The following is a 21,019-nucleotide window of genomic DNA, read 5'->3' as shown; positions in this document are numbered from 1 at the left end:
TAAGGTTGTAACGATGAAATGGGACTGGATTTTCTTTGACGCTGACGAAACGCTGTTTACGTTTGACTCGTTCGGTGGCCTGCAGCGGATGTTTCTCGACTATAGCGTGACCTTCACCGCTGAAGATTTTCAGAACTATCAGGCGGTGAACAAACCGCTGTGGGTAGATTACCAGAACGGAGCCATCACCGCGTTACAGCTTCAGCATCAGCGTTTTGACGTGTGGGCAGAACGGTTGAAGGTCAGCCCGGGAGCGCTGAACGAGGCCTTCCTCAACGCAATGGCGGATATCTGCGCGCCGCTACCCGGTGCCGTTTCTCTGCTGGATTCGCTGAAAGGGAAGGTGAAGCTCGGGATCATCACCAACGGCTTTACCGCCCTGCAGCAGATCCGCCTTGAGCGCACCGGCCTGCGCGATCATTTCGACGCGCTGGTGATCTCCGAAGAGGTAGGCGTACCGAAGCCGGATCCGCGTATTTTCGATTATGCGCTGGCGCAGGCCGGAAATCCTGACCGCGATCGCGTGCTGATGGTGGGGGATACCGCAGAATCTGATATTCTTGGTGGTATGAGATCGGGTCTGTCGACCGTCTGGCTGAACGCGCACGGTCGCGTGCTGCCGGAAGGCATCGAGCCGACCTGGACCGTTACGTCATTGAACGAACTGGAGCAGCTCCTGTGTAAACAATGATTGCCTGCCCCCTGCTGATGGGTAAAATAGCCGCATTTTTCGTATTCCATGATGCGCGGCCTGCTGCCGCGCTTACCTAAGAAGATTTGATTATGACGTTGTCTCCTTATCTGCAAGAGGTGGCCAAACGCCGCACTTTTGCCATTATCTCGCACCCGGATGCCGGTAAAACGACCATCACCGAGAAGGTATTGCTGTTCGGACAGGCGATCCAGACCGCCGGTACGGTGAAAGGCCGTGGCTCCAGCCAGCACGCAAAATCCGACTGGATGGAGATGGAAAAGCAGCGTGGTATTTCGATTACCACCTCCGTGATGCAGTTTCCGTATCACGACTGCCTGGTGAACCTGCTGGACACCCCGGGCCACGAAGACTTCTCCGAAGATACCTACCGTACCCTGACGGCGGTCGACTGCTGCCTGATGGTGATCGACGCCGCGAAAGGTGTTGAAGATCGTACCCGCAAGCTGATGGAAGTTACCCGGCTGCGCGATACGCCGATCCTCACCTTTATGAACAAACTCGACCGTGACATCCGCGACCCGATGGAGCTGATGGATGAAGTGGAAAACGAGCTGAAGATTGCCTGCGCGCCAATCACCTGGCCAATCGGCTGCGGTAAGCTGTTCAAAGGGGTTTACCACCTCTATAAAGACGAAACCTATCTGTATCAGACCGGTAAAGGCCACACCATTCAGGAAGTGCGCATTGTAAAAGGTCTGGATAACCCGGAGCTGGACGCTGCCGTCGGTGAAGAGCTGGCCGCGCAGCTGCGCGACGAGCTTGAGCTGGTTAAAGGCGCGTCTCACGAGTTCGACAGAGAACTGTTCCTGAGCGGTGAAATCACCCCGGTCTTCTTCGGTACCGCGCTCGGTAACTTCGGCGTCGATCATATGCTCGACGGTCTGGTTGAGTGGGCGCCGCAGCCGATGCCGCGTAAAACCGACACGCGCGAAGTGGAAGCGAAGGAAGAGAAGTTCTCCGGCTTCGTCTTTAAAATTCAGGCCAACATGGACCCGAAACACCGCGACCGCGTTGCCTTTATGCGCGTGGTGTCCGGTAAGTACGAGAAGGGCATGAAGCTGCGTCAGGTACGTATCGGTAAAGACGTGGTGATCTCCGACGCGCTGACCTTTATGGCGGGCGACCGTTCGCACGTGGAAGAAGCCTATCCGGGCGACATCATTGGCCTGCACAACCACGGCACCATTCAGATCGGCGATACCTTCACGCAGGGCGAGATGATGAAGTTCACCGGTATCCCGAACTTCGCGCCGGAGCTGTTCCGCCGCATTCGCCTGCGCGATCCGCTGAAGCAGAAGCAGCTGCTGAAAGGCCTGGTACAGCTTTCCGAAGAGGGGGCAGTCCAGGTGTTCCGGCCAATCGCCAACAACGATCTGATCGTTGGGGCGGTGGGCGTGCTTCAGTTTGACGTGGTCGTTGCCCGCCTGAAAAGCGAGTACAACGTGGAAGCGATTTACGAATCGGTGAACGTGGCGACCGCGCGCTGGGTTGAGTGTTCAGACGTGAAGAAATTCGAAGAATTTAAGCGTAAGAACGAAATTCAGCTGGCGCTGGACGGCGGCGACAACCTGACCTATATCGCCCCGACCATGGTTAACCTGAACCTGACGCAAGAGCGTTATCCTGACGTTCAGTTCCGCAAAACCCGCGAGCATTAATTCCCTCTCAGAGCACGGCAGCCGCCGTGCTCTGCTTTAATCCCTGTGTTATTAAACCCTTGCGGAATGTTCTTAATTCAACGCAATTTTTCGCTATTCGTTCGTTTTTTCCCCAATTCTGAATGCACCTCCGTAATTGTGATCTATATTTAACTCAGTGTTTAGCACCGGGCGTGGATGAATTAACTGTTCAATGCATGTCCACTGGTTCTCCATTTCGCCCGTGTGTTAATTCGCAATATATAAAACCAAGATTTAGGGAAGTATGTCGCCCAAATAACGGGCAAAACACAGGAATAAATCGATGAATATGACAAGACTGAAGATTTCTAAAACTCTGCTGGCTGTAACGTTAGGTAGCGTCCTGGTAAGCGGTTCTGCTCTGGCGGAAACCAGCACCATGGATAAAGCGCAAAACACCGCTAATACCGCAGGGGAAAAAATCGATAGCTCTATGAATAAAGTCGGTAATTTCATGGATGACAGCTCCATCACAGCAAAAGTGAAAGCCGCACTGGTGGATCATGAAGCCATCAAGAGCACCGATATTTCCGTCAAAACCGACAACAAAGTTGTCACCCTGAGTGGTTTCGTTGAAAGCCAGACCCAGGCTGAAGAGGCCGTGAAAGTGGCCAAAGGCGTTGAAGGCGTAAGCTCCGTCAGCGACAAACTGCACGTACGTGACAGTAAAGAATCTTCGGTGAAGGGTTATGCCGGGGATGCAGCAACCACCAGCGAAATCAAAGCTAAACTGTTAGCTGACGACATCGTGCCGTCCCGTATGGTGAAAGTTGAAACCACCGATGGCGTGGTACAGCTGTCCGGTACGGTAGAGAACCAGGCACAAAGCGATCGTGCTGAGTCAATTGCGAAAGCGATTGATGGTGTGAAAAGCGTTAAAAACGATCTGAAAACGAAGTAAAGCAACATCACTCGCCCGTCAGGCTTAGCCCTGCGGGCGAAATAAAAACGACTCTGGAAAATCGCCGGTGAGTGACCTGAGCGCTCACGTTTAGCGGCCGACATTAACTATGGTAAAGGAGAGGCTTATGTTTCGTTGGGGCATTATTTTTCTGGTTATCGCGTTAATTGCCGCCGCATTGGGCTTTGGTGGACTGGCGGGTACAGCGGCATGGGCAGCTAAAATTGTCTTCGTCGTAGGTATTATTCTGTTCCTGGTCAGCCTGTTTACGGGCCGACGTCGCCCGTAGCAAACGCAATATTGATTAAACAAACTAAAGCCAGTCCTTGTGACTGGCTTTTTCTCGTTTGAGAAGTGGCGGGGATGTGCGTTACTGTGTCTTATCAAAATAATGAAAACAGGAAGGCAGAGGTGGGGCAACGAATTCCCGTTACGCTCGGCAATATTGCGCCGCTGACGTTAAAACCGTTTCATGCAGGCCAGCTTGCGCTGGTCTGTGAAGGGGGCGGTCAGCGCGGTATTTTCACCGCTGGCGTGCTCGACGAATTTATGCGCGCGCAGTTCAACCCGTTCGATCTCTATTTTGGTACTTCTGCCGGGGCGCAGAATCTTTCGGCCTACGTCTGCAACCAGCCCGGCTACGCGCGCAAAGTTATTATGCGCTACACCACGTCCAAAGAATTTTTTAACCCGGTGCGCTTCGTGCGCGGCGGGAACCTGATCGATCTCGACTGGTTACTGGATGCCACCTCCAGCCAGATGCCGCTGGCAATGGATACCGCGTCGCGGCTGTTCGACGCCGGAAAGTCGTTCTGGATGTGCGCCAGCCGTGGCGACGACTATTCCCCGGGCTATTTTTCGCCGCAGAAAGAGAACTGGCTGGATATCATTCGCGCCTCAAGCGCGATCCCCGGTTTCTACCGTACCGGCGCGCTGCTGGAGGGAGTTAACTATCTTGATGGCGGCATCAGCGACGCGGTGCCGGTGCAGGAGGCCGCGCGGCGTGGGGCCAAAACTATCGTGGTGATCCGCACGGTGCCTTCGCAGATGTATTACACCCCGCAGTGGTTTAAGCGCATGGAGCGCTGGCTGGGCGACAGCAGCCTGCAGCCGCTGGTGAATATCGCAAAACAGCATGAAACGACCTACGGCGCGATGCAGCGCTTTATCGAAAAGCCGCCGGGTAAGCTGCGCATCTTTGAAATTTATCCGCCCAGGCCGCTGCTAAGCATGGCGCTGGGCAGCCGCCTGCCGGCGTTGCGTATGGACTATAAAACGGGGCGGCTCTGCGGTCGCTACTTCCTCGCGACGGTGGGTAAAATGCTGGCCGGCCAGCCGCCGCTTCACCGGCATAAGCGTATTATTTTGCCGCCTGCGGTAGTGGCCAATGACGCGGTGGCGATGCCGCTGGTGGATGCTCCGCAGGCGAACGATGGCTTACTCGATAATGAGGATCTGGCGTGAGGCACGGCTTTATTGATACCCATTGCCACTTTGATTTTCCGCCGTTCAGCGGCGAGGAAGCATCATCCATCGAACGGGCGGCGCAGGCAGGCGTAAAAGCCATAATTGTGCCCGCCATTGAAGCGGCGCGGTTTGATACCGTGCTGGCGCTCGCCCGCCATCACGATGCGCTGTATGCGGCGCTGGGGCTGCATCCGATCGTGATTGAGCACCATCTTGATGAACACCTCGACAGGCTTGATGCCGCGCTGCAGGCCGCGGGTGAGAAGCTGGTTGCCGTCGGTGAGATCGGCCTCGATCTCTATCGCGAGGATCCGCACTTTGAACGCCAGCAGGCGATCCTGGACGCGCAGCTCAGGCTGGCAAAACGTCACGATCTGCCGGTGATCCTCCATTCCCGACGCACCCATGACAAGCTGGCGATGCATCTGAAGCGCATCGATCTGCCGCGCAGGGGCGTCGTGCACGGTTTCGCAGGCAGCCTTCAGCAGGCGCAGCGTTTTATCGACCTGGGCTATAAAATTGGCGTCGGCGGCACCATTACCTACCCGCGCGCCAGCAAAACCCGCGACGTGATGGCGCAACTCCCGCTGTCTTCGCTACTGCTTGAAACGGATGCGCCCGATATGCCGCTGAATGGTTTTCAGGGCCAGCCGAACCGCCCGGAGCAGGCGGCGCGCGTTTTTGACGTGCTGTGTGAGCTGCGCCAGGAGCCTGAGGACGTCATTGCCGGCGCGCTGCTGGAAAATACCCGTGCGGTCTTCGGCATCACGCTATAGATACAGCGCCGGGCGGATCACCGTAATCTGCTGCTGTTCCAGGGCCAGCGCCAGCGGCTCGATATCCTCCGGCGTGGCGCTCCGCCAGAGCGCCGCCTCCCCGTAAACCCCGTGAGCGTGAAAGGCGTTAATCCGCACCGGAATATTCCCCAGGCTATGGATAAACGCGGTCAGTGAAGGCAGATTTTGCAGATAATCGCACCGCTCGGGGATCGCCAGCAGGCGCAGCTCGGCAAGACGATGATGTTCAGCCAGCCAGCGAATGCTCTGCTTGATTTGCGTATTTTCGCGCCCGGTCAGAAAGCGGTGATGCTCATTGCCCCAGGCCTTCAGATCCACCATCGCGCCGTCAAACACCGGCAGCAGCTTTTGCCAGCCGGTTTCGCTTAACAGGCCGTTGCTGTCCACCAGACACGTCAGATGCCGCAGGGCCGGATCGGCCTTTATCGCGTTGAATAGCGCAACCACAAACGGCAGCTGCGTGGTGGCCTCGCCCCCGCTGACGGTCACGCCTTCAATAAAAGGCGCGGACTTGCGAACCTGGATGAGGATCTCCTCTACGCTAAAGCGTTGCGCCATCGGCGTGGCCTGCCGCGGGCACAGGCGCAGGCAGGTGTCGCACTGGTGGCAGTCGCTCTCCTGCCACCAGACGCGCCCGGCCTGCATGGTCAGCGCATCGTGGGGGCAGCGGGGCACGCAGTCCCCGCAGTCGTTGCAGCGCCCGATGGTCCACGGGTTGTGGCAGGTTTTGCAGCGCAGGTTACAGCCCTGGAGGAACAGCGCCAGGCGGCTGCCCGGCCCGTCCACGCAGGAGAAGGGAATAACCTGACTAACTAAAGCGCATCTGCTGTTCATGGCTAATCACGCGTGGCTGACGTTCCAGAATGCGGGTATTGCGCGCGGCCTCCTCGCCGAGCCAGGTGGTGTTGGTGCGAGAACCGGCCTCCCGGTACTTTTCCAGATCGGAGAGCCGCACCATATACCCGGTGACGCGCACCAGGTCGTTTCCGGCGACGTTGGCGGTAAATTCGCGCATACCGGCGCGAAACGCCCCCAGGCAAAGCTGTACCACCGCCTGAGGATTGCGTTTGACCGTCTCATCCAGGGTGAGAATATCGCTGATACCCGAATGATAGTGCTGGTGATGTGGCGCCACGGCCAGCAGGTGGCTGATGGGATCCGGCTCGTCGCCGTAAGGCAGGCGCGCCCCCGGCGTGGTGCCTGAATCAGAACTGATGCCAGACTGGGCATGCAGCATCGCGCGGTGCTTCCAGCCGTGCTTCACCGGCGTGTTCTCAACAAATGCCGCAAGCTGTTCACTGATGCGGTAGCCCAGCGCGTTGGCCTGCTCGTCTTTTCCGTAACGCCCCGCAATACCTGCTTTTTCGCACAGCACGTTCACCGCTTCGGCCAGCCCGTACATGCCAAACATCGGCACGAAACGATCGGCATCGATCAGCCCCTCTTTTACGAGGAAGCTATTCTCAAAGAAGCCGGATTGTTCATATAAAAAATCGCAGCGCGCGTTAACGATCGCCATTTGCTGCTGACAGTAGTGCGGCAGGGTACGGGTGAAAAAGTCTTCGGGAGAGTGGCTGTGCTCTGCAATCGCTTTCAGGTTAAGGCGCACCAGCGTGCTGCCGCCGCCCGCCAGCGGCAGGGAGTTGTAGCAGCTCACCACGCCATAGCGGCCTTTTGTGAAAATTTTATCATTCAGCGGGCCATTGGAAATATGCGGTTTACTGCACTCGCAAATGTTTTTCGCCACGCTCAGCAGCAGGTCGTCAGGGGTAACGTCCGGGTCGTAAATAAAGGTCAGGTTCGGCGCGACCTGCTTCAGCTCTGCGTCCGCTCGCAAAATAGCACGCGTAACGGGCGTATCCGCCGGGCCGATATTGGCATGCATAAAGGCATCCGGCAGGGTTCTGTCGAGATAGCGCCAGAAACGTTTTATTCGGCTATCGATTTCATCCTGTGTTAGAATTTTAACATACGGAGTGAGGATTTCATCGAGCTGGCCCAGATAGACCGGCATTGATGTGACGGACGGAACATGATGGTAGAGGATAGCGAGCAGCGAGAGGGCATCATCCAGATCTTTCGCCCCTTCCAGCTCCAGCCACTCTGAGCCGTTTGCCAGGAATTTAGCGTAGTCCGGAAGCACGTAGCGCGGTTTGTAGGGCGCATGGCCTTCGAACATGTCGCAGATAAATCCTTCGTCCAGCGCGGCGCGTGCCGCCTCTGGCAGAGCAGGGTAAGGCAGATTGTTCTCTGCTTCCAGCGCCAGAAAATGACGTTTTTGTTCCGGGGTTAACACCGGGCTTGTCACAATGTGCTGGCAACGTTGTTGCAGGGCGTCGGGCATGTTCACTTCCTGGATTATTCTGCGGATGGTGAACGAATTGTAGGAAGCCAGCCTGGCGGGGCTTTTGATCCGGCAGGGGGTATCGCTGCTTTAGTCAGCAACCTGTACGCTAAAGTTTGAAGAAGATCTCATTACAGTAATGCAAATTTGCACGCAGTTTTCATTAACTGTGATGAATATCGAAGTGTGGATGCGGGTGAATGTTAGAATACTCACAGACCCGCAAGGTAAAATTGATACGGCACTGCCGTTGGAGAATGTTATGACCGATTTAACTGCAAGCAGCCTGCGCGCGTTGAAGCTGATGGACCTGACCACCCTGAACGATGACGATACCAATGAAAAAGTCATCGCCCTGTGCCATCAGGCGAAAACGCCAGTGGGTAACACCGCCGCCGTTTGTATCTACCCGCGCTTTATTCCGATTGCCCGCAAGACGCTGAAAGAGCAGGGCACGCCGGACGTGCGCATTGCAACCGTGACTAACTTCCCGCACGGCAATGACGACATCGAGATCGCCCTGGCAGAAACCCGTGCGGCAATTGCTTACGGCGCAGACGAAGTTGACGTGGTGTTCCCGTACCGCGCGCTGATCGCCGGCAACGAGCAGGTCGGTTTTGACCTGGTGAAGGCCTGTAAAGACGCGTGCGCGGCGGCAAACGTGCTGCTCAAAGTGATCATCGAAACCGGCGAACTGAAAGAAGAGGCGCTGATCCGTAAAGCGTCTGAAATCTCCATCAAAGCCGGGGCTGATTTCATTAAAACCTCTACCGGTAAAGTGCCGGTTAACGCCACGCCGGAAAGCGCGCGCATCATGATGGAAGTGATCCGCGATATGGGGGTGTCCAAAACCGTGGGCTTCAAACCGGCTGGCGGCGTGCGTACCGCTGAAGACGCGCAGCAGTTCCTGGCGATTGCCGACGAGCTGTTCGGCGCAGAGTGGGCGGACTCCCGCCACTACCGCTTCGGCGCCTCCAGCCTGCTGGCGAGCCTGCTGAAAGCGCTGGGCCATGGCGACGGTAAGAGCGTAAGCAGCTACTAATAGCTAAAAAATGCCGGATGGCGATTCGCTTATCCGGCCTACAGGAACGTAGGGCGGGCGCTGCCCGCCACAATTCACCCGATTCCGCATGGGGGTTACCGTGTTTCTCGCACAAGAAATTATTCGTAAAAAACGTGATGGTCTTGCCCTGAGCGACGAAGAGATCCGCTTCTTTATCAACGGCATTCGCGACAACACCGTCTCTGAAGGTCAGATTGCTGCCCTGGCGATGACCATTTTCTTCCACGATATGTCGATGCCTGAGCGCGTGTCGCTGACCATGGCGATGCGAGATTCAGGAACCGTGCTGGACTGGAAGAGCCTTAACCTCAACGGGCCGATTGTGGACAAACACTCCACCGGCGGCGTGGGTGACGTGACGTCGCTGATGCTTGGCCCTATGGTCGCAGCCTGCGGCGGCTACATCCCGATGATCTCCGGGCGTGGCCTGGGCCATACCGGCGGTACGCTCGACAAACTGGAAGCCATTCCGGGCTTCGATATCTTCCCGGACGACAACCGCTTCCGCGACATTATTAAAGACGTTGGTGTGGCGATTATCGGCCAGACCAGCTCGCTTGCTCCGGCAGACAAGCGTTTCTACGCGACCCGCGATATTACCGCAACCGTAGACTCCATCCCGCTGATCACCGCCTCTATCCTCGCCAAAAAGCTGGCGGAAGGTCTGGACGCGCTGGTCATGGACGTGAAGGTAGGCAGCGGCGCGTTTATGCCGACCTACGAGCTCTCTGAAGCGCTGGCTGAAGCGATCGTTGGCGTCTCCAACGACGCGGGCGTGCGCACCACCGCACTGCTGACGGACATGAACCAGGTGCTGGCATCCAGCGCCGGTAACGCCGTGGAAGTGCGCGAGGCCGTGCAGTTCCTGACGGGTGAATACCGCAACCCGCGTCTGCTCGACGTGACCATGTCGCTGTGCGTGGAGATGCTGATCTCCGGCAAGCTTGCCAAAGACGATACGGAAGCCCGCGCCAAGCTTCAGGCGGTTCTGGACAACGGTAAAGCGGCGGAGATTTTTGGCCGTATGGTGGCGGCGCAGAAAGGCCCGACCGACTTCGTGGAAAACTACGCCAAATATCTGCCAACCGCGATGCTCAGCAAAGCGGTCTACGCGGACAGCGAAGGTTTTGTCTCCGCAATGGATACCCGCGCGCTCGGCATGGCGGTGGTCTCAATGGGCGGCGGTCGTCGTCAGGCGTCCGACACCATTGATTACAGCGTTGGCTTTACCGATATGGCCCGTCTGGGCGACAGCGTTGACGGCCAACGTCCGCTGGCGGTGATCCACGCCAAAGACGAAGCCAGCTGGCAGGACGCGGCGAAAGCGGTGAAAGCGGCAATATCTCTTGACGATAAAGCACCGGAAACCACACCGACGGTCTATCGTCGTATCACCGAATAGCGGTATACTGATCTGATCGCATTTTTATGAAGCACTAAGTACGGAGAACAATTATGAAACGTGCATTTATTATGGTGCTGGACTCATTCGGCATCGGCGCAACCGAAGATGCAGAACGTTTTGGTGACGTGGGTTCCGATACCATGGGTCACATCGCGGAAGCCTGTGCAAAAGGCGAAGCGGATAACGGTCGTAAAGGCCCTCTGAACCTGCCAAATCTGACCCGCCTCGGGCTGGTAAAAGCGCATGAAGGCTCTACCGGTAAAATCGCAGCCGGTATGGACGGCAACGCGGAAGTGGTGGGCGCTTACGCCTGGGCGCACGAGCTCTCTTCCGGTAAAGATACCCCGTCCGGTCACTGGGAAATCGCCGGTGTGCCGGTGCTGTTCGACTGGGGCTACTTCTCCGATCACGAGAACAGCTTCCCGCAGGAGCTGCTCGATAAGCTGGTGAAGCGTGCCAATCTGCCGGGCTACCTTGGTAACTGCCACTCATCCGGTACCGTGATTCTGGATCAGCTCGGCGAAGAGCACATGAAAACCGGCAAGCCGATTTTCTACACCTCTGCTGACTCCGTGTTCCAGATTGCCTGCCACGAAGAGACGTTTGGTCTGGATAAACTCTACGAGCTGTGCGAAATCGCCCGTGAAGAGCTGACCGAAGGCGGCTACAACATTGGCCGCGTTATCGCGCGTCCGTTTATCGGCGACAAAGCGGGTAACTTCCAGCGTACCGGCAACCGCCACGACCTGGCCGTTGAGCCACCGGCACCCACCGTGCTGCAAAAACTGGTCGACGAGAAGGGCGGGCACGTGGTGTCAGTGGGTAAAATTGCGGACATCTACGCAAACTGCGGCATCACCAAAAAAGTGAAAGCGACCGGTCTGGACGCGCTGTTCGACGCTACCGTCAAAGAGATGAAGGAAGCGGGCGACAACACGATTGTCTTCACCAACTTCGTGGACTTCGACTCCTCCTGGGGCCACCGTCGCGACGTCGCAGGCTACGCTGCCGGTCTGGAGCTGTTCGACCGCCGCCTGCCGGAGCTGATGGAGCTGGTGGGTGAAGATGACATTCTGATCCTGACCGCGGATCACGGCTGTGACCCAACCTGGACCGGCACCGACCACACCCGCGAGCATATTCCGGTGCTGGTGTACGGCCCGAAAGTGAAACCAGGTTCGCTGGGCCACCGTGACACCTTCGCAGACATTGGCCAGACCATTGCGAAATACTTCGGCACGTCTGACATGGAATATGGCAAGGCTATGTTCTGAATGACAAGGGGTGCGGCCTGATGCCCTCACCCCGATCCTCTCCCGCGAGAGATATGGGTGCGGCCTGATGCCCTCACCCCAACCCTCTCCCACAGGGAGAGGGAGAATTTAAATGAAAAGGAACTGAAGATGGCAACTCCTCACATTAATGCAGAAATGGGTGATTTCGCTGACGTCGTATTGATGCCTGGCGACCCGCTGCGCGCGAAGCACATTGCAGAAACCTTCCTTGAAGACGTGCGTGAAGTGAACAACGTTCGCGGCATGCTGGGCTTCACCGGTACCTACAAAGGCCGCAAAATTTCCGTTATGGGCCACGGCATGGGTATCCCATCCTGCTCCATCTACACCAAAGAGCTGATCACCGATTTCGGCGTGAAGAAAATCATCCGCGTCGGCTCCTGCGGCGCGGTGCGCATGGACGTTAAGCTGCGCGATATCGTTATCGGTATGGGTGCCTGCACCGATTCGAAAGTTAACCGCATGCGTTTTAAAGACCATGACTTCGCCGCGATTGCGGACTTCGGCATGGTGCGTGATGCGGTTGACGCGGCAAAAGCGCTGGGCGTTGAGGCGCGCGTGGGTAACATCTTCTCTGCTGACCTGTTCTACGCACCAGACGGCGGCGAGATGTTCGACGTGATGGAAAAATACGGCATCCTGGGCGTGGAAATGGAAGCGGCAGGTATCTACGGCGTCGCGGCTGAGTTTGGCGCGAAAGCGCTGACCATCTGCACCGTGTCTGACCACATCCGTACCCATGAGCAGACCACGGCTGCCGAGCGTCAGACCACCTTCAACGACATGATCAAAATCGCGCTGGAATCCGTTCTTCTGGGCGACAAAGCGTAATATAAAAAGAAAGAGTGTAGCCCTGGCTACACTCTTTTTTACTGTTCACACCTTACAGATAAACAAGACTGATTGTTGCCTGTCCGTCAATCTGCGTGTCATCGGTCAGGGCAAGCGTCGTCGTATCCTGTACGGCCAGCGCGACGCGCAGCGGGAATACCGCACTGGTAAACGCCAGCGGATCGACGCTTGCGTCACCCGCAACCGTGTAAACTATGCCGTCATTACGAACGGGTGCGCTGTCGCCCACCATCTGGCCCCATGAATAACTTCCTGTGGAATTGGCACCCGAAATCATACCGGTGGTTTTTCCGTCCGCAGTGACGTTGCTCAACTGCATCGTGACGGAATAAGCGCCCAGATTGACGCCGCCCGCGGTTTTCCCCGCGCCGAACAGGCTATTACTGCTCCATACGGAACCTGAGCCGCTCCAGTCGGTATTTTCGACGATCAGGTTCTGTTTAGAATCCGCACGGTCGTCGATAATGCTCCAGCCTACTTTTGTCGGGGCAACGCAGCTGATGGAGAGGGAAAGATCTTTATTGCCGAGCTGGTTAGTCGCTGTGGCAGACATATTACCAATATTGGTCGTGCCAAAATCAACGATACCCCCACCGCTTAACGTGGGCGTACACGCGGAGTTGGTTAATACCCCGGTAACCTTTAATTCTGCGGTTCCCGCCGCGTGAGCGGCAGACGACATCGCTAAAATAACAGACGCTGCTAATAGAATTTTTTTCACGTTTCATCCTTAACGTATAATTAAAGGGAACATTAATTGTTCCCCCTGCGTCAGGATTTTCTTACGCGCTGAGCTATTCCGTCTATTTAATCTATTTACATTATAAATGTGCTTTTTTTAAAAAAGCCTTTACAGAATATTATTATTCTCAATTATTTTACCTCTCTCGCAATCCATGCCGATAATTCCCGTAATTCGGTTTCCTGTCCGGGAAAATCACCTGTCAACGCATCGCACTCCTGCTGCAGCGTATCCGCCCGATACAAACAGCCCTGCAAACGCGCTGCCAGCGCCTCTAACGGCGCGGGATTAAGGCTGTCCGTGAATACCTGCGTGCGGGTGATGTGGCCTTTCTCTACGTCAAAATGCAGTTCCACGCCGCCCCAGGTAAAACGCTCGTCCAGCAGATGGGAGAACGCCGGCGCCTGGCCGAAGTTCCACTCCCAGCTGCTCTGGCGGGCAAAGGTTTCAGCAAAGTTGGGCAGGTCCGGGGTTTTATCAGGAGAAATTACCTCCGCCTCCACGCGCTCGCCGTAGTGCGCAAAGAACGCCTCGCGGATCGCATCGCAAATCTGCTCGTGCGTAATCCCCGGCAGTAGCTCCACCAGATTCGCCACGCGGCCGCGCACAGAGGTGATCCCCTTGGCCTGAAGCTTTTTCCTGTCGGGATTAAGGTAGTTCGCCAGACGGCTCAGATCGGCGTTAAGCAGCAGGGTGCCGTGATGGAAGCCGCGATCCATCGTTTCGCGATAGGCAGAACCCGATACTTTGCGATCCCCGTCGGGCGTTTTGACCACCAGATCGTTACGCCCCGAGGCCTCGGCGGTGACACCGAGCGAATTGAGCGCGTTGAGGACGATGGACGTTGAGATGGTTTTGTCATACTCCGGCTTGCCTGCCATAAAGGTAAAGCAGGTATTTCCCAGATCGTGAAACACCGCGCCGCCACCGCTGCTCCGGCGCGCCAGACGCACGTTATCCTCTTCCATGCGGCGGGTATTACACTCTTTCCACGGGTTTTGCGCGCGGCCAATGACCACCGTATCGGCGTTGCGCCAGAGAAACAGCACGCGCTGCGTGGCGGGCATCTGGCGGAAGATGCACTCTTCCACCGCGAGATTAAACCAGGGATCGTAAGAGTCAGAGATAAGCAGGCGTAACGTCGTCATGGCAAAGTTCCTTTTCCGAATCGTCTGCCTACTTTATCACTATTCCTTCTTCTCGCTCTCTTCGTCTTCGGGAACCGACTTGCTGGCGGTCAACAGGAACGGTGACTGCTGCCAGCGGGTGCGCTTGCCCTGGAGCAGCGTGCGCGCCAGCACCACGCCTGTTGCCAGCGAGAGGAGTAGCATCAGGCGCAGAATATTGGTGGTATTGTCCACCTGTTTGGCTTCGGTAGGCAGAGTGTGGGTATCAAGGGTGAGGCGCAGATACCCCAGCGGACCATTCTTGCCCTGAATCGGTTCGACGATCTGCTGGTTGAAATAGCCGCCGGCTTTTTTACCGTCCAGCGCCAGCCGATCGCGCACCTCGACATGTTCACCGGCGCGGGCGATCAGGTCGCCCTGTTCATCGTACACGCCCGCATCCAGAATGCGGCTGTTTTCCGTAAGCTGGCGTAATACCTGGGATATGCGCTTCTCGTCCGGCGTTTCGGTACGCATTGACGGGGCAATATTGAGCGTTACCTGACGCGCCAGGGTGCGGGCCAGCTCTTCAAATTGCGGGTTGCGTTGCCGTTGGTGATTCTGGCTAAACCAGGATGCCCCCTGCATCAGCGCCACTAATAGTGCGAGACAGATCAGGACAATCACGGCGCGATGAAGCCGGAATTTCAGTTTTGCGCGAGCCATATTCCACCTGCTTAAAATTTACGGCTTAATGTTGCCAGAAGTGATGGTTACAGGGTAGCCTCATGCGTTATTTTCCCTCTGGAACCTTCCGGCGCGAACCAAATTACAGGAGCTTTAATGCCGAACATTACCTGGTGTGACCTGCCAACGGATGTCTCTTTATGGCCAGGATTGCCGCTCTCGTTAAGTGGCGATGAGGTGATGCCTCTGGATTACCACGCTGGCCGTAGCGGCTGGCTGCTGTATGGACGCGGCCTGGATAAGCAACGTCTCACCCAGTATCAAACCACGCTCGGCGCGGCGATGGTTATCGTTGCCGCCTGGTGCGTGGAAGATTACCAGGTTATTCGCCTGGCGGGTTCCCTGACGCAGCGCGCCACGCGGCTGGCGCACGACGCTGGACTGGACGTTGCGCCACTCGGCAAGATCCCGCACCTGAAAACGCCGGGCCTGCTGGTGATGGATATGGACTCTACCGCCATTCAGATCGAATGTATCGACGAGATCGCCAGGCTGGCGGGGAGCGGTGAGCTGGTGGCTGAAGTCACCGAGCGCGCGATGCGAGGCGAGCTGGATTTCAACGCCAGCCTGAGGCAGCGCGTGGCGACCCTCAAAGGGGCCGACGCCACTATTCTGCGTCAGGTGCGCGATGAGCTGCCGCTCATGCCCGGGCTGACGCAGCTGGTATTAAAGCTCCAGTCTCTGGGCTGGAAGGTGGCAATCGCCTCCGGGGGCTTTACCTTCTTCGCGGATTATCTGCGGGAAAAATTGCACCTGACCACGGTTGTGGCTAACGAGCTGGAGATCGTGGACGGCAGGCTGACCGGACAGGTCACCGGCGACATCGTGGACGCGCAGTACAAAGCCAACACGCTGACGCGTCTGGCGCAGAAATATGAGATTCCGGTCGAGCAGACCGTCGCCATCGGCGATGGCGCGAACGATCTGCCGATGATTAAAGTTGCCGGTCTTGGCATTGCCTACCATGCTAAGCCGAAAGTGAATGAAAAGACGGAAGTCACTGTCCGTCATGCCGATCTGATGGGGGTGTTCTGCATTCTCTCCGGCAGCATTAACCAGAAATAACGAGGTAAACCGTGGCGAAAGCTCCAAAACGCGCATTTGTCTGTAATGAATGTGGTGCGGATTATCCGCGCTGGCAGGGGCAATGCAGCGCCTGTCATGCCTGGAACACCATCACCGAAGTGCGTGGTGTGGCGGCTTCGCCGAGCGTGGCCCGCAACGAACGCCTGAGCGGCTATGCGGGCAATGCAGGCGTGTCGAAGGTACAAAAACTTTCCGATATCAGCCTGGAAGCGCTGCCGCGCTTCTCCACCGGGTTCAAGGAGTTTGACCGCGTGCTCGGCGGCGGCGTAGTGCCGGGCAGCGCCATTCTGATCGGCGGTAACCCGGGCGCGGGTAAATCGACGCTCCTGCTGCAAACGCTCTGCAAGCTTGCCGAGCAGATGAAAACCCTTTACGTCACGGGCGAGGAATCACTCCAGCAGGTGGCGATGCGCGCCCATCGTCTTGGCCTGCCGACGGGCAACCTGAATATGCTTTCGGAAACCAGCATCGAGCAGATCTGCATGATCGCCGAAGAAGAGCAGCCGAAGCTGATGGTGATCGACTCCATTCAGGTCATGCACATGGCGGACATTCAGTCCTCGCCGGGCAGCGTGGCGCAGGTGCGCGAAACCGCCGCCTACCTGACGCGCTTCGCCAAAACCCGCGGCGTGGCGATTGTGATGGTCGGCCACGTCACCAAAGACGGCTCGCTGGCGGGGCCGAAAGTGCTTGAGCACTGTATTGACTGCTCCGTCATGCTCGACGGCGACGCGGACTCCCGCTTCCGTACCCTGCGCAGCCATAAAAACCGCTTTGGTGCGGTGAACGAGCTGGGCGTATTTGCCATGACCGAGCAGGGGCTTCGCGAGGTCAGCAACCCCTCGGCCATCTTCCTGAGCCGTGGCGATGAGGTCACCTCCGGCAGCTCCGTGATGGTGCTGTGGGAAGGGACGCGTCCGCTGCTCGTGGAAATTCAGGCGCTGGTGGATCACTCCATGATGGGCAACCCCCGTCGCGTGGCGGTCGGCCTGGAGCAAAACCGTCTGGCGATCCTGCTGGCGGTGCTGCACCGCCACGGCGGCCTGCAGATGGCGGATCAGGACGTGTTCGTCAACGTGGTCGGCGGCGTGAAGGTTTCAGAGACCAGCGCGGATCTGGCGCTGCTGCTGGCGATGGTCTCCAGCCTGCGCGACAGGCCGCTGCCGCAGGATCTGGTTGTATTTGGCGAAGTGGGGCTGGCTGGCGAGATCCGCCCGGTGCCGAGCGGCCAGGAGCGCATCTCCGAAGCGGCAAAGCATGGCTTCCGCCGCGCGATTGTTCCTGCCGCCAACGTGCCGAAAAAAATCCCGGAAGGGATGCAGGTCTTTGGCGTTAAGAAACTCGCAGATGCGTTAAATGTCTTTGACGACTTATAATTACGTATTCGATTTTGCAGGAGGCACCGTAATTTATGTCATCATTTGACTACATCAAGACCGCAATCCGCCAGAAGGGCTGCACGCTGCAGCAGGTGGCGGACGCCAGCGGAATGACCAAAGGCTACCTGAGCCAACTGCTTAACGCCAAAATCAAAAGCCCCAGCGCGCAAAAGCTCGAAGCGCTGCACCGCTTTCTGGGGCTTGAATTTCCACGCATGCAAAAGAACATCGGCGTGGTGTTCGGTAAGTTCTACCCGCTGCATACCGGGCATATCTACCTGATCCAGCGCGCCTGTAGCCAGGTGGACGAACTGCACATCATCATGGGTTACGATGAAACCCGCGATCGCCTGCTGTTTGAAGACAGCGCCATGTCGCAGCAGCCCACGGTGCCGGATCGTCTGCGCTGGCTGCTTCAGACCTTTAAGTATCAAAAAAACATTCGCATTCATGCCTTTAACGAGGAGGGCATGGAGCCGTATCCGCACGGCTGGGACGTGTGGAGTAACGGCATCAAAGCGTTTATGGAAGAGAAGGGCATTGCGCCTAACTGGATCTACACCTCTGAAGAATCCGACGCGCCGCAGTTCCGCGAGCATCTGGGCATCGAGACGGTGCTTATCGATCCGAAGCGTACCTTCATGAACATCAGCGGGGCGCAGATCCGCGAGAACCCGTTCCGCTACTGGGACTACATTCCAACCGAAGTAAAGCCGTTCTTCGTGCGTACGGTAGCCATTCTTGGCGGCGAGTCGAGCGGAAAATCGACGCTGGTGAATAAGCTGGCGAACATCTTCAACACCACCAGCGCGTGGGAGTATGGCCGCGATTATGTTTTCTCACATCTCGGCGGTGACGAGATGGCATTGCAGTATTCCGACTACGACAAAATCGCGCTCGGCCATGCCCAGTACATTGATTTCGCGGTGAAGTACGCCAATAAAGTGGCGTTCATCGATACCGATTTCGTCACCACTCAGGCGTTCTGTAAAAAGTACGAAGGCCGCGAGCACCCGTTTGTGCAGGCGCTGATTGATGAATATCGCTTCGACCTGGTGATCCTGCTGGAAAACAACACGCCATGGGTGGCCGACGGCATGCGCAGCCTGGGCAGCTCGGTGGACAGGCGAGAGTTCCAGACGATGCTGGTGGAGATGCTTAACGAGAACAACGTTGAGTTTGTGCACGTGGAAGCATCGGATTACGACACCCGTTTCCTGCGCTGCGTCGAGCTGGTGAAGGAGATGATGGGGGAGCAGGGGTAAATTCACAGGCTTGCCCCTCACCCTGCCCTCTCCCCATAGGGGAGAGGGTAAAGACGGCCCCGTTACATCCCCTATGGTGAGAGGGTTAGGGTGAGGGGAATCAAACCACTCAGAACGCAACCACCACCTTCCCGCGCATATGCCCTTCCAGCACCCTGCGGTGCGCCTCGGTAATGCTTTCCACGCTCAGACCGTGCAGCGTTTCGCTCAGCGAACTTGTCACCACGCCGTTATCCACCAGCTTCGCCACCTCGTTTAAGATCTCACCCTGACGCGCCATATCGGCGGTCTGGTACATGCTGCGGGTATACATAAATTCCCAGTGCAGCGCGGCGGACTTAGATTTCAGCTTATCCTGGTTCAGCGGATGCGCATTTTCGACGATGGAGCAAATGTGCCCCTGCGGCGCAATCAGTTCGCTGACCGTATCCCAGTGGCCATCGGTATCATTAAGAATGAAAATGTAATCCACAAAGCTAATGCCCTGCTTTGCCAGCTCACCTTTAAGATCGCGATAATCCACCACCAGATCCGCTCCGCGATCGCGGCACCACCGGGCGGAGTCTTCCCGCGACGCGGTGGCGATCACCTTAACCTTGCTGCCGTGTTTTGCGAACGGGATCGCCAGCGATCCCACTCCGCCAGCACCGCCGACGATCAGCAGCGTGTTGTCCGATCCGGCATCCTGAATGTTCAGACGCTCGAACAGCCCTTCCCAGGCGGTCAGCGCGGTCAGCGGCAATGCGGCAGCCGCATCCCAGCCCAGGCTTGCAGGCTTACGCCCAACAATGCGCGCGTCAATCAGCTGGTGCGTGGTATTACTGCCCGGACGGGTAATGTCGCCCGCGTACCACACTTCGTCGCCCGGTTTGAACCCGGTGACGCCTGCCCCAACGGCTTTGACGATCCCGCTGGCGTCCCACCCGAGAATACGTGGCGCTTTCAGCCCATTTTTGACAAGGCCTGCATGCACCTTAGTATCGACCGGGTTAACGGAGACGGCTTTCACTTCCACCAGCAGATCGTGCTCGCCGGGCTGCGGCATCGGCGGGGCGATTTCAATGAAAGCGGAGGGATTGGCGGGGTTAACGGCAATGGCTTTAACGGACATGGTGTGCTCCTCAATGGCATGCGTTTTGTTGAGACTAGTCTATTAAGTGGTCACGCGCGTGATAAGATGGACAATCGAGAACTCAGCGTTCGTACAGGATGAACAATCATGTTTAAACAGCTTCAGGATATGGCGCTGTTTGCGCTGGTGGCGGAGACGGGCAGCTTTACCGCGGCGGCCCGGAAGGCGGAGCTGCCTAAATCCAGCGTCAGCCAGCGCATTAGCCAGCTTGAACAGCAGCTGGGGATCCGCTTGCTCAATCGGACGACGCGCAGGATCAACCTGACCTTTGCCGGCGAGCACTATCTGGTGCACTGCCGCGAGATGCTGGCGGCCAGCGAGCGGGCGGAGTATGCCATCCAGCGCCTGCGCGACAACCCCAGCGGACGGCTGCGGATCACTTGTCCTGCGGGGATCGGGGCAACGCTTCTGGCACATCTTAATGCCGAATTTCAGCTTCGCTACCCTGACGTTTCGCTCGATGTATCAATTTCTGACGACGTGGTGGATCTGGTCGAGTCCGGTTTTGACGTGGCGCTACGTACCGGCAAGCCGCAGGATTCATCCCTGATTGGCCGTATGATCGGACACTGCCCGCGCTATATGCTGGCATCGCCCGATTATCTGGCGCGTCGTGAACCGTTAGTCCATCCGCGTCAGCTGGTGGAGCATCGCTGCATTACCCACAGGTCCTGGTCTGAGTGGCTGCTGAGAAGCGAGAGCGAAGACTATCGCTACCTGCCGGACAACGCGCATTTAACCGATAACCTGGTGTACGCCCGCGAGTGTGCGATTGCCGGGGCGGGGATCACGCTGTTGCCCGCATTTCTGCTGGAAGACAAGGTTGAAAAGGGGGCGCTGGTGAAGGTGCTGCCGGCGTGGAGCGTGGAGGGGAACGACCTGTGGCTGGCCTATCCGAGCCGTAAGCTTAATTCGCCCGCGCTGATGAGCTATATCGAGTTTGCGATGCAGTTTGATGAGGTGAGGCGGTACTACGTGGGAAGGTAATTATGTGCGGCCTGATGCCCTCACCCTGACCCTCTTCCTCGGGGAGAGGGAACAAAC

20 protein-coding genes are annotated in these 21,019 nt (G+C 57.2%); 14 read left to right on the top strand and 6 right to left on the bottom strand.

The genetic code is table 11. The features are described from left to right. Window positions 1-13 precede the first annotated feature (13 nt). The 6 genes from yjjG (at window position 14) to OWK27_RS13080 (ending at window position 5,538) form a co-directional block, all read left to right on the top strand. Window positions 14-691, top strand: coding sequence for a pyrimidine 5'-nucleotidase (gene yjjG / locus OWK27_RS13105; protein WP_176608764.1), 678 nt, complete (start codon window positions 14-16; stop codon window positions 689-691). Between the two features lie 92 nt (window positions 692-783). Further along, window positions 784-2,373 (top strand): peptide chain release factor 3, encoded by a 1,590-nt coding sequence (gene prfC, locus OWK27_RS13100; RefSeq protein WP_148421984.1) that lies wholly within the window; start codon window positions 784-786, stop codon window positions 2,371-2,373. A gap of 304 nt (window positions 2,374-2,677) precedes the next feature. Next, complete coding sequence (gene osmY / locus OWK27_RS13095; RefSeq protein ID WP_148421982.1) at window positions 2,678-3,295, top strand: molecular chaperone OsmY; 618 nt, start codon at window positions 2,678-2,680, stop codon at window positions 3,293-3,295. Window positions 3,296-3,422: 127 nt separating this feature from the next. Next, window positions 3,423-3,584, top strand: a complete 162-nt coding sequence (locus tag OWK27_RS13090; RefSeq protein WP_003856556.1) for a DUF1328 domain-containing protein — start codon at window positions 3,423-3,425, stop codon at window positions 3,582-3,584. A gap of 122 nt (window positions 3,585-3,706) precedes the next feature. Further along, window positions 3,707-4,759 carry a patatin-like phospholipase family protein gene (locus OWK27_RS13085; protein ID WP_176608762.1) on the top strand — a complete coding sequence of 351 codons (1,053 nt, stop codon included), beginning with the start codon at window positions 3,707-3,709 and terminating at the stop codon, window positions 4,757-4,759. Continuing rightward, window positions 4,756-5,538 (top strand): TatD family hydrolase, encoded by a 783-nt coding sequence (locus tag OWK27_RS13080; protein WP_267590523.1) that lies wholly within the window; start codon window positions 4,756-4,758, stop codon window positions 5,536-5,538. Before OWK27_RS13085 ends, OWK27_RS13080 begins: the two co-directional genes overlap by 4 nt. Here OWK27_RS13080 and OWK27_RS13075 read toward each other — a convergent pair. Together OWK27_RS13075 and OWK27_RS13070 are read right to left on the bottom strand one after the other, a co-directional pair. Further along, the gene (locus OWK27_RS13075; RefSeq protein ID WP_267590522.1) at window positions 5,533-6,393 is read right to left on the bottom strand and encodes a YjjW family glycine radical enzyme activase; all 861 of its coding nucleotides are present in this window, start codon (window positions 6,391-6,393) and stop codon (window positions 5,533-5,535) included. The genes OWK27_RS13080 and OWK27_RS13075 overlap by 6 nt on opposite strands. Next, complete coding sequence (locus OWK27_RS13070) at window positions 6,368-7,903, bottom strand: YjjI family glycine radical enzyme (RefSeq protein WP_267590521.1); 1,536 nt, start codon at window positions 7,901-7,903, stop codon at window positions 6,368-6,370. Before OWK27_RS13070 ends, OWK27_RS13075 begins: the two co-directional genes overlap by 26 nt. 262 nt (window positions 7,904-8,165) lie before the next feature. Here OWK27_RS13070 and deoC point away from each other — a divergent pair, with 262 nt between their 5' ends. The 4 genes from deoC (at window position 8,166) to deoD (ending at window position 12,497) form a co-directional block, all read left to right on the top strand. Continuing rightward, a complete protein-coding gene (gene deoC, locus OWK27_RS13065; RefSeq protein WP_267590520.1) occupies window positions 8,166-8,945 on the top strand; it encodes a deoxyribose-phosphate aldolase in 780 nt (259 codons plus the stop codon). Between the two features lie 100 nt (window positions 8,946-9,045). After that, complete coding sequence (gene deoA / locus OWK27_RS13060; RefSeq protein ID WP_267590519.1) at window positions 9,046-10,368, top strand: thymidine phosphorylase; 1,323 nt, start codon at window positions 9,046-9,048, stop codon at window positions 10,366-10,368. Between the two features lie 53 nt (window positions 10,369-10,421). After that, window positions 10,422-11,645 carry a phosphopentomutase gene (deoB, locus tag OWK27_RS13055; RefSeq protein WP_148421971.1) on the top strand — a complete coding sequence of 408 codons (1,224 nt, stop codon included), beginning with the start codon at window positions 10,422-10,424 and terminating at the stop codon, window positions 11,643-11,645. A gap of 129 nt (window positions 11,646-11,774) precedes the next feature. Beyond that, entirely contained in the window at window positions 11,775-12,497 is a 723-nt protein-coding gene (gene deoD / locus OWK27_RS13050; RefSeq protein WP_032643987.1) for a purine-nucleoside phosphorylase, read from the top strand. Between the two features lie 52 nt (window positions 12,498-12,549). On the opposite strand, the gene OWK27_RS13045 is transcribed toward deoD, so the two are convergent. The 3 genes from OWK27_RS13045 to OWK27_RS13035 form a co-directional block, all read right to left on the bottom strand. Further along, window positions 12,550-13,239 carry a DUF1120 domain-containing protein gene (locus tag OWK27_RS13045; protein ID WP_176608757.1) on the bottom strand — a complete coding sequence of 230 codons (690 nt, stop codon included), beginning with the start codon at window positions 13,237-13,239 and terminating at the stop codon, window positions 12,550-12,552. Window positions 13,240-13,391: 152 nt separating this feature from the next. Further along, window positions 13,392-14,408 (bottom strand): lipoate--protein ligase LplA, encoded by a 1,017-nt coding sequence (lplA, locus tag OWK27_RS13040; protein WP_176608756.1) that lies wholly within the window; start codon window positions 14,406-14,408, stop codon window positions 13,392-13,394. 39 nt (window positions 14,409-14,447) lie between these two features. Then, on the bottom strand, window positions 14,448-15,092 hold the full coding sequence (locus tag OWK27_RS13035; RefSeq protein ID WP_148421965.1) for a YtjB family periplasmic protein: 645 nt from the start codon (window positions 15,090-15,092) through the stop codon (window positions 14,448-14,450). A gap of 117 nt (window positions 15,093-15,209) precedes the next feature. On the opposite strand from OWK27_RS13035, the gene serB reads away from it, so the two are divergent. From serB to nadR, 3 genes are read left to right on the top strand one after another with little or no spacing between them, the layout of a single operon-like run. Further along, on the top strand, window positions 15,210-16,178 hold the full coding sequence (serB, locus tag OWK27_RS13030; protein ID WP_267590518.1) for a phosphoserine phosphatase: 969 nt from the start codon (window positions 15,210-15,212) through the stop codon (window positions 16,176-16,178). Between the two features lie 11 nt (window positions 16,179-16,189). Continuing rightward, window positions 16,190-17,575 carry a DNA repair protein RadA gene (gene radA / locus OWK27_RS13025; protein ID WP_014882467.1) on the top strand — a complete coding sequence of 462 codons (1,386 nt, stop codon included), beginning with the start codon at window positions 16,190-16,192 and terminating at the stop codon, window positions 17,573-17,575. A gap of 35 nt (window positions 17,576-17,610) precedes the next feature. Further along, window positions 17,611-18,843, top strand: coding sequence for a multifunctional transcriptional regulator/nicotinamide-nucleotide adenylyltransferase/ribosylnicotinamide kinase NadR (gene nadR, locus OWK27_RS13020; protein WP_148421962.1), 1,233 nt, complete (start codon window positions 17,611-17,613; stop codon window positions 18,841-18,843). A 109-nt stretch (window positions 18,844-18,952) separates the two neighbouring features. On the opposite strand, the gene OWK27_RS13015 is transcribed toward nadR, so the two are convergent. Further along, window positions 18,953-19,954, bottom strand: a complete 1,002-nt coding sequence (locus OWK27_RS13015; RefSeq protein ID WP_267590517.1) for a zinc-binding alcohol dehydrogenase family protein — start codon at window positions 19,952-19,954, stop codon at window positions 18,953-18,955. A 108-nt stretch (window positions 19,955-20,062) separates the two neighbouring features. On the opposite strand from OWK27_RS13015, the gene OWK27_RS13010 reads away from it, so the two are divergent. Continuing rightward, entirely contained in the window at window positions 20,063-20,962 is a 900-nt protein-coding gene (locus OWK27_RS13010) for a LysR family transcriptional regulator (protein WP_148420016.1), read from the top strand. Window positions 20,963-21,019: the final 57 nt, after the last annotated feature.

The sequence above is a fragment of the Enterobacter cloacae complex sp. 2022EL-00788 genome, assembly GCF_026627565.1.
Taxonomy (GTDB): domain Bacteria; phylum Pseudomonadota; class Gammaproteobacteria; order Enterobacterales; family Enterobacteriaceae; genus Enterobacter; species Enterobacter pasteurii.
Note: the sequence above shows the minus strand (reverse complement) of the source record. Positions and strands in the feature narration are given on the sequence as shown.

Coding starts and splice junctions, on each gene's coding strand:
- yjjG (WP_176608764.1), top strand. CDS start 14: ATGAAATGGGACTGGATTTTCTTTGACGCTGACGAAACGCTGTTTACG.
- prfC (WP_148421984.1), top strand. CDS start 784: ATGACGTTGTCTCCTTATCTGCAAGAGGTGGCCAAACGCCGCACTTTT.
- osmY (WP_148421982.1), top strand. CDS start 2,678: ATGAATATGACAAGACTGAAGATTTCTAAAACTCTGCTGGCTGTAACG.
- OWK27_RS13090 (WP_003856556.1), top strand. CDS start 3,423: ATGTTTCGTTGGGGCATTATTTTTCTGGTTATCGCGTTAATTGCCGCC.
- OWK27_RS13075 (WP_267590522.1), bottom strand. CDS start 6,393: ATGAACAGCAGATGCGCTTTAGTTAGTCAGGTTATTCCCTTCTCCTGC.
- OWK27_RS13070 (WP_267590521.1), bottom strand. CDS start 7,903: ATGCCCGACGCCCTGCAACAACGTTGCCAGCACATTGTGACAAGCCCG.
- deoC (WP_267590520.1), top strand. CDS start 8,166: ATGACCGATTTAACTGCAAGCAGCCTGCGCGCGTTGAAGCTGATGGAC.
- deoB (WP_148421971.1), top strand. CDS start 10,422: ATGAAACGTGCATTTATTATGGTGCTGGACTCATTCGGCATCGGCGCA.
- deoD (WP_032643987.1), top strand. CDS start 11,775: ATGGCAACTCCTCACATTAATGCAGAAATGGGTGATTTCGCTGACGTC.
- lplA (WP_176608756.1), bottom strand. CDS start 14,408: ATGACGACGTTACGCCTGCTTATCTCTGACTCTTACGATCCCTGGTTT.
- OWK27_RS13035 (WP_148421965.1), bottom strand. CDS start 15,092: ATGGCTCGCGCAAAACTGAAATTCCGGCTTCATCGCGCCGTGATTGTC.
- serB (WP_267590518.1), top strand. CDS start 15,210: ATGCCGAACATTACCTGGTGTGACCTGCCAACGGATGTCTCTTTATGG.
- nadR (WP_148421962.1), top strand. CDS start 17,611: ATGTCATCATTTGACTACATCAAGACCGCAATCCGCCAGAAGGGCTGC.
- OWK27_RS13015 (WP_267590517.1), bottom strand. CDS start 19,954: ATGTCCGTTAAAGCCATTGCCGTTAACCCCGCCAATCCCTCCGCTTTC.
- OWK27_RS13010 (WP_148420016.1), top strand. CDS start 20,063: ATGTTTAAACAGCTTCAGGATATGGCGCTGTTTGCGCTGGTGGCGGAG.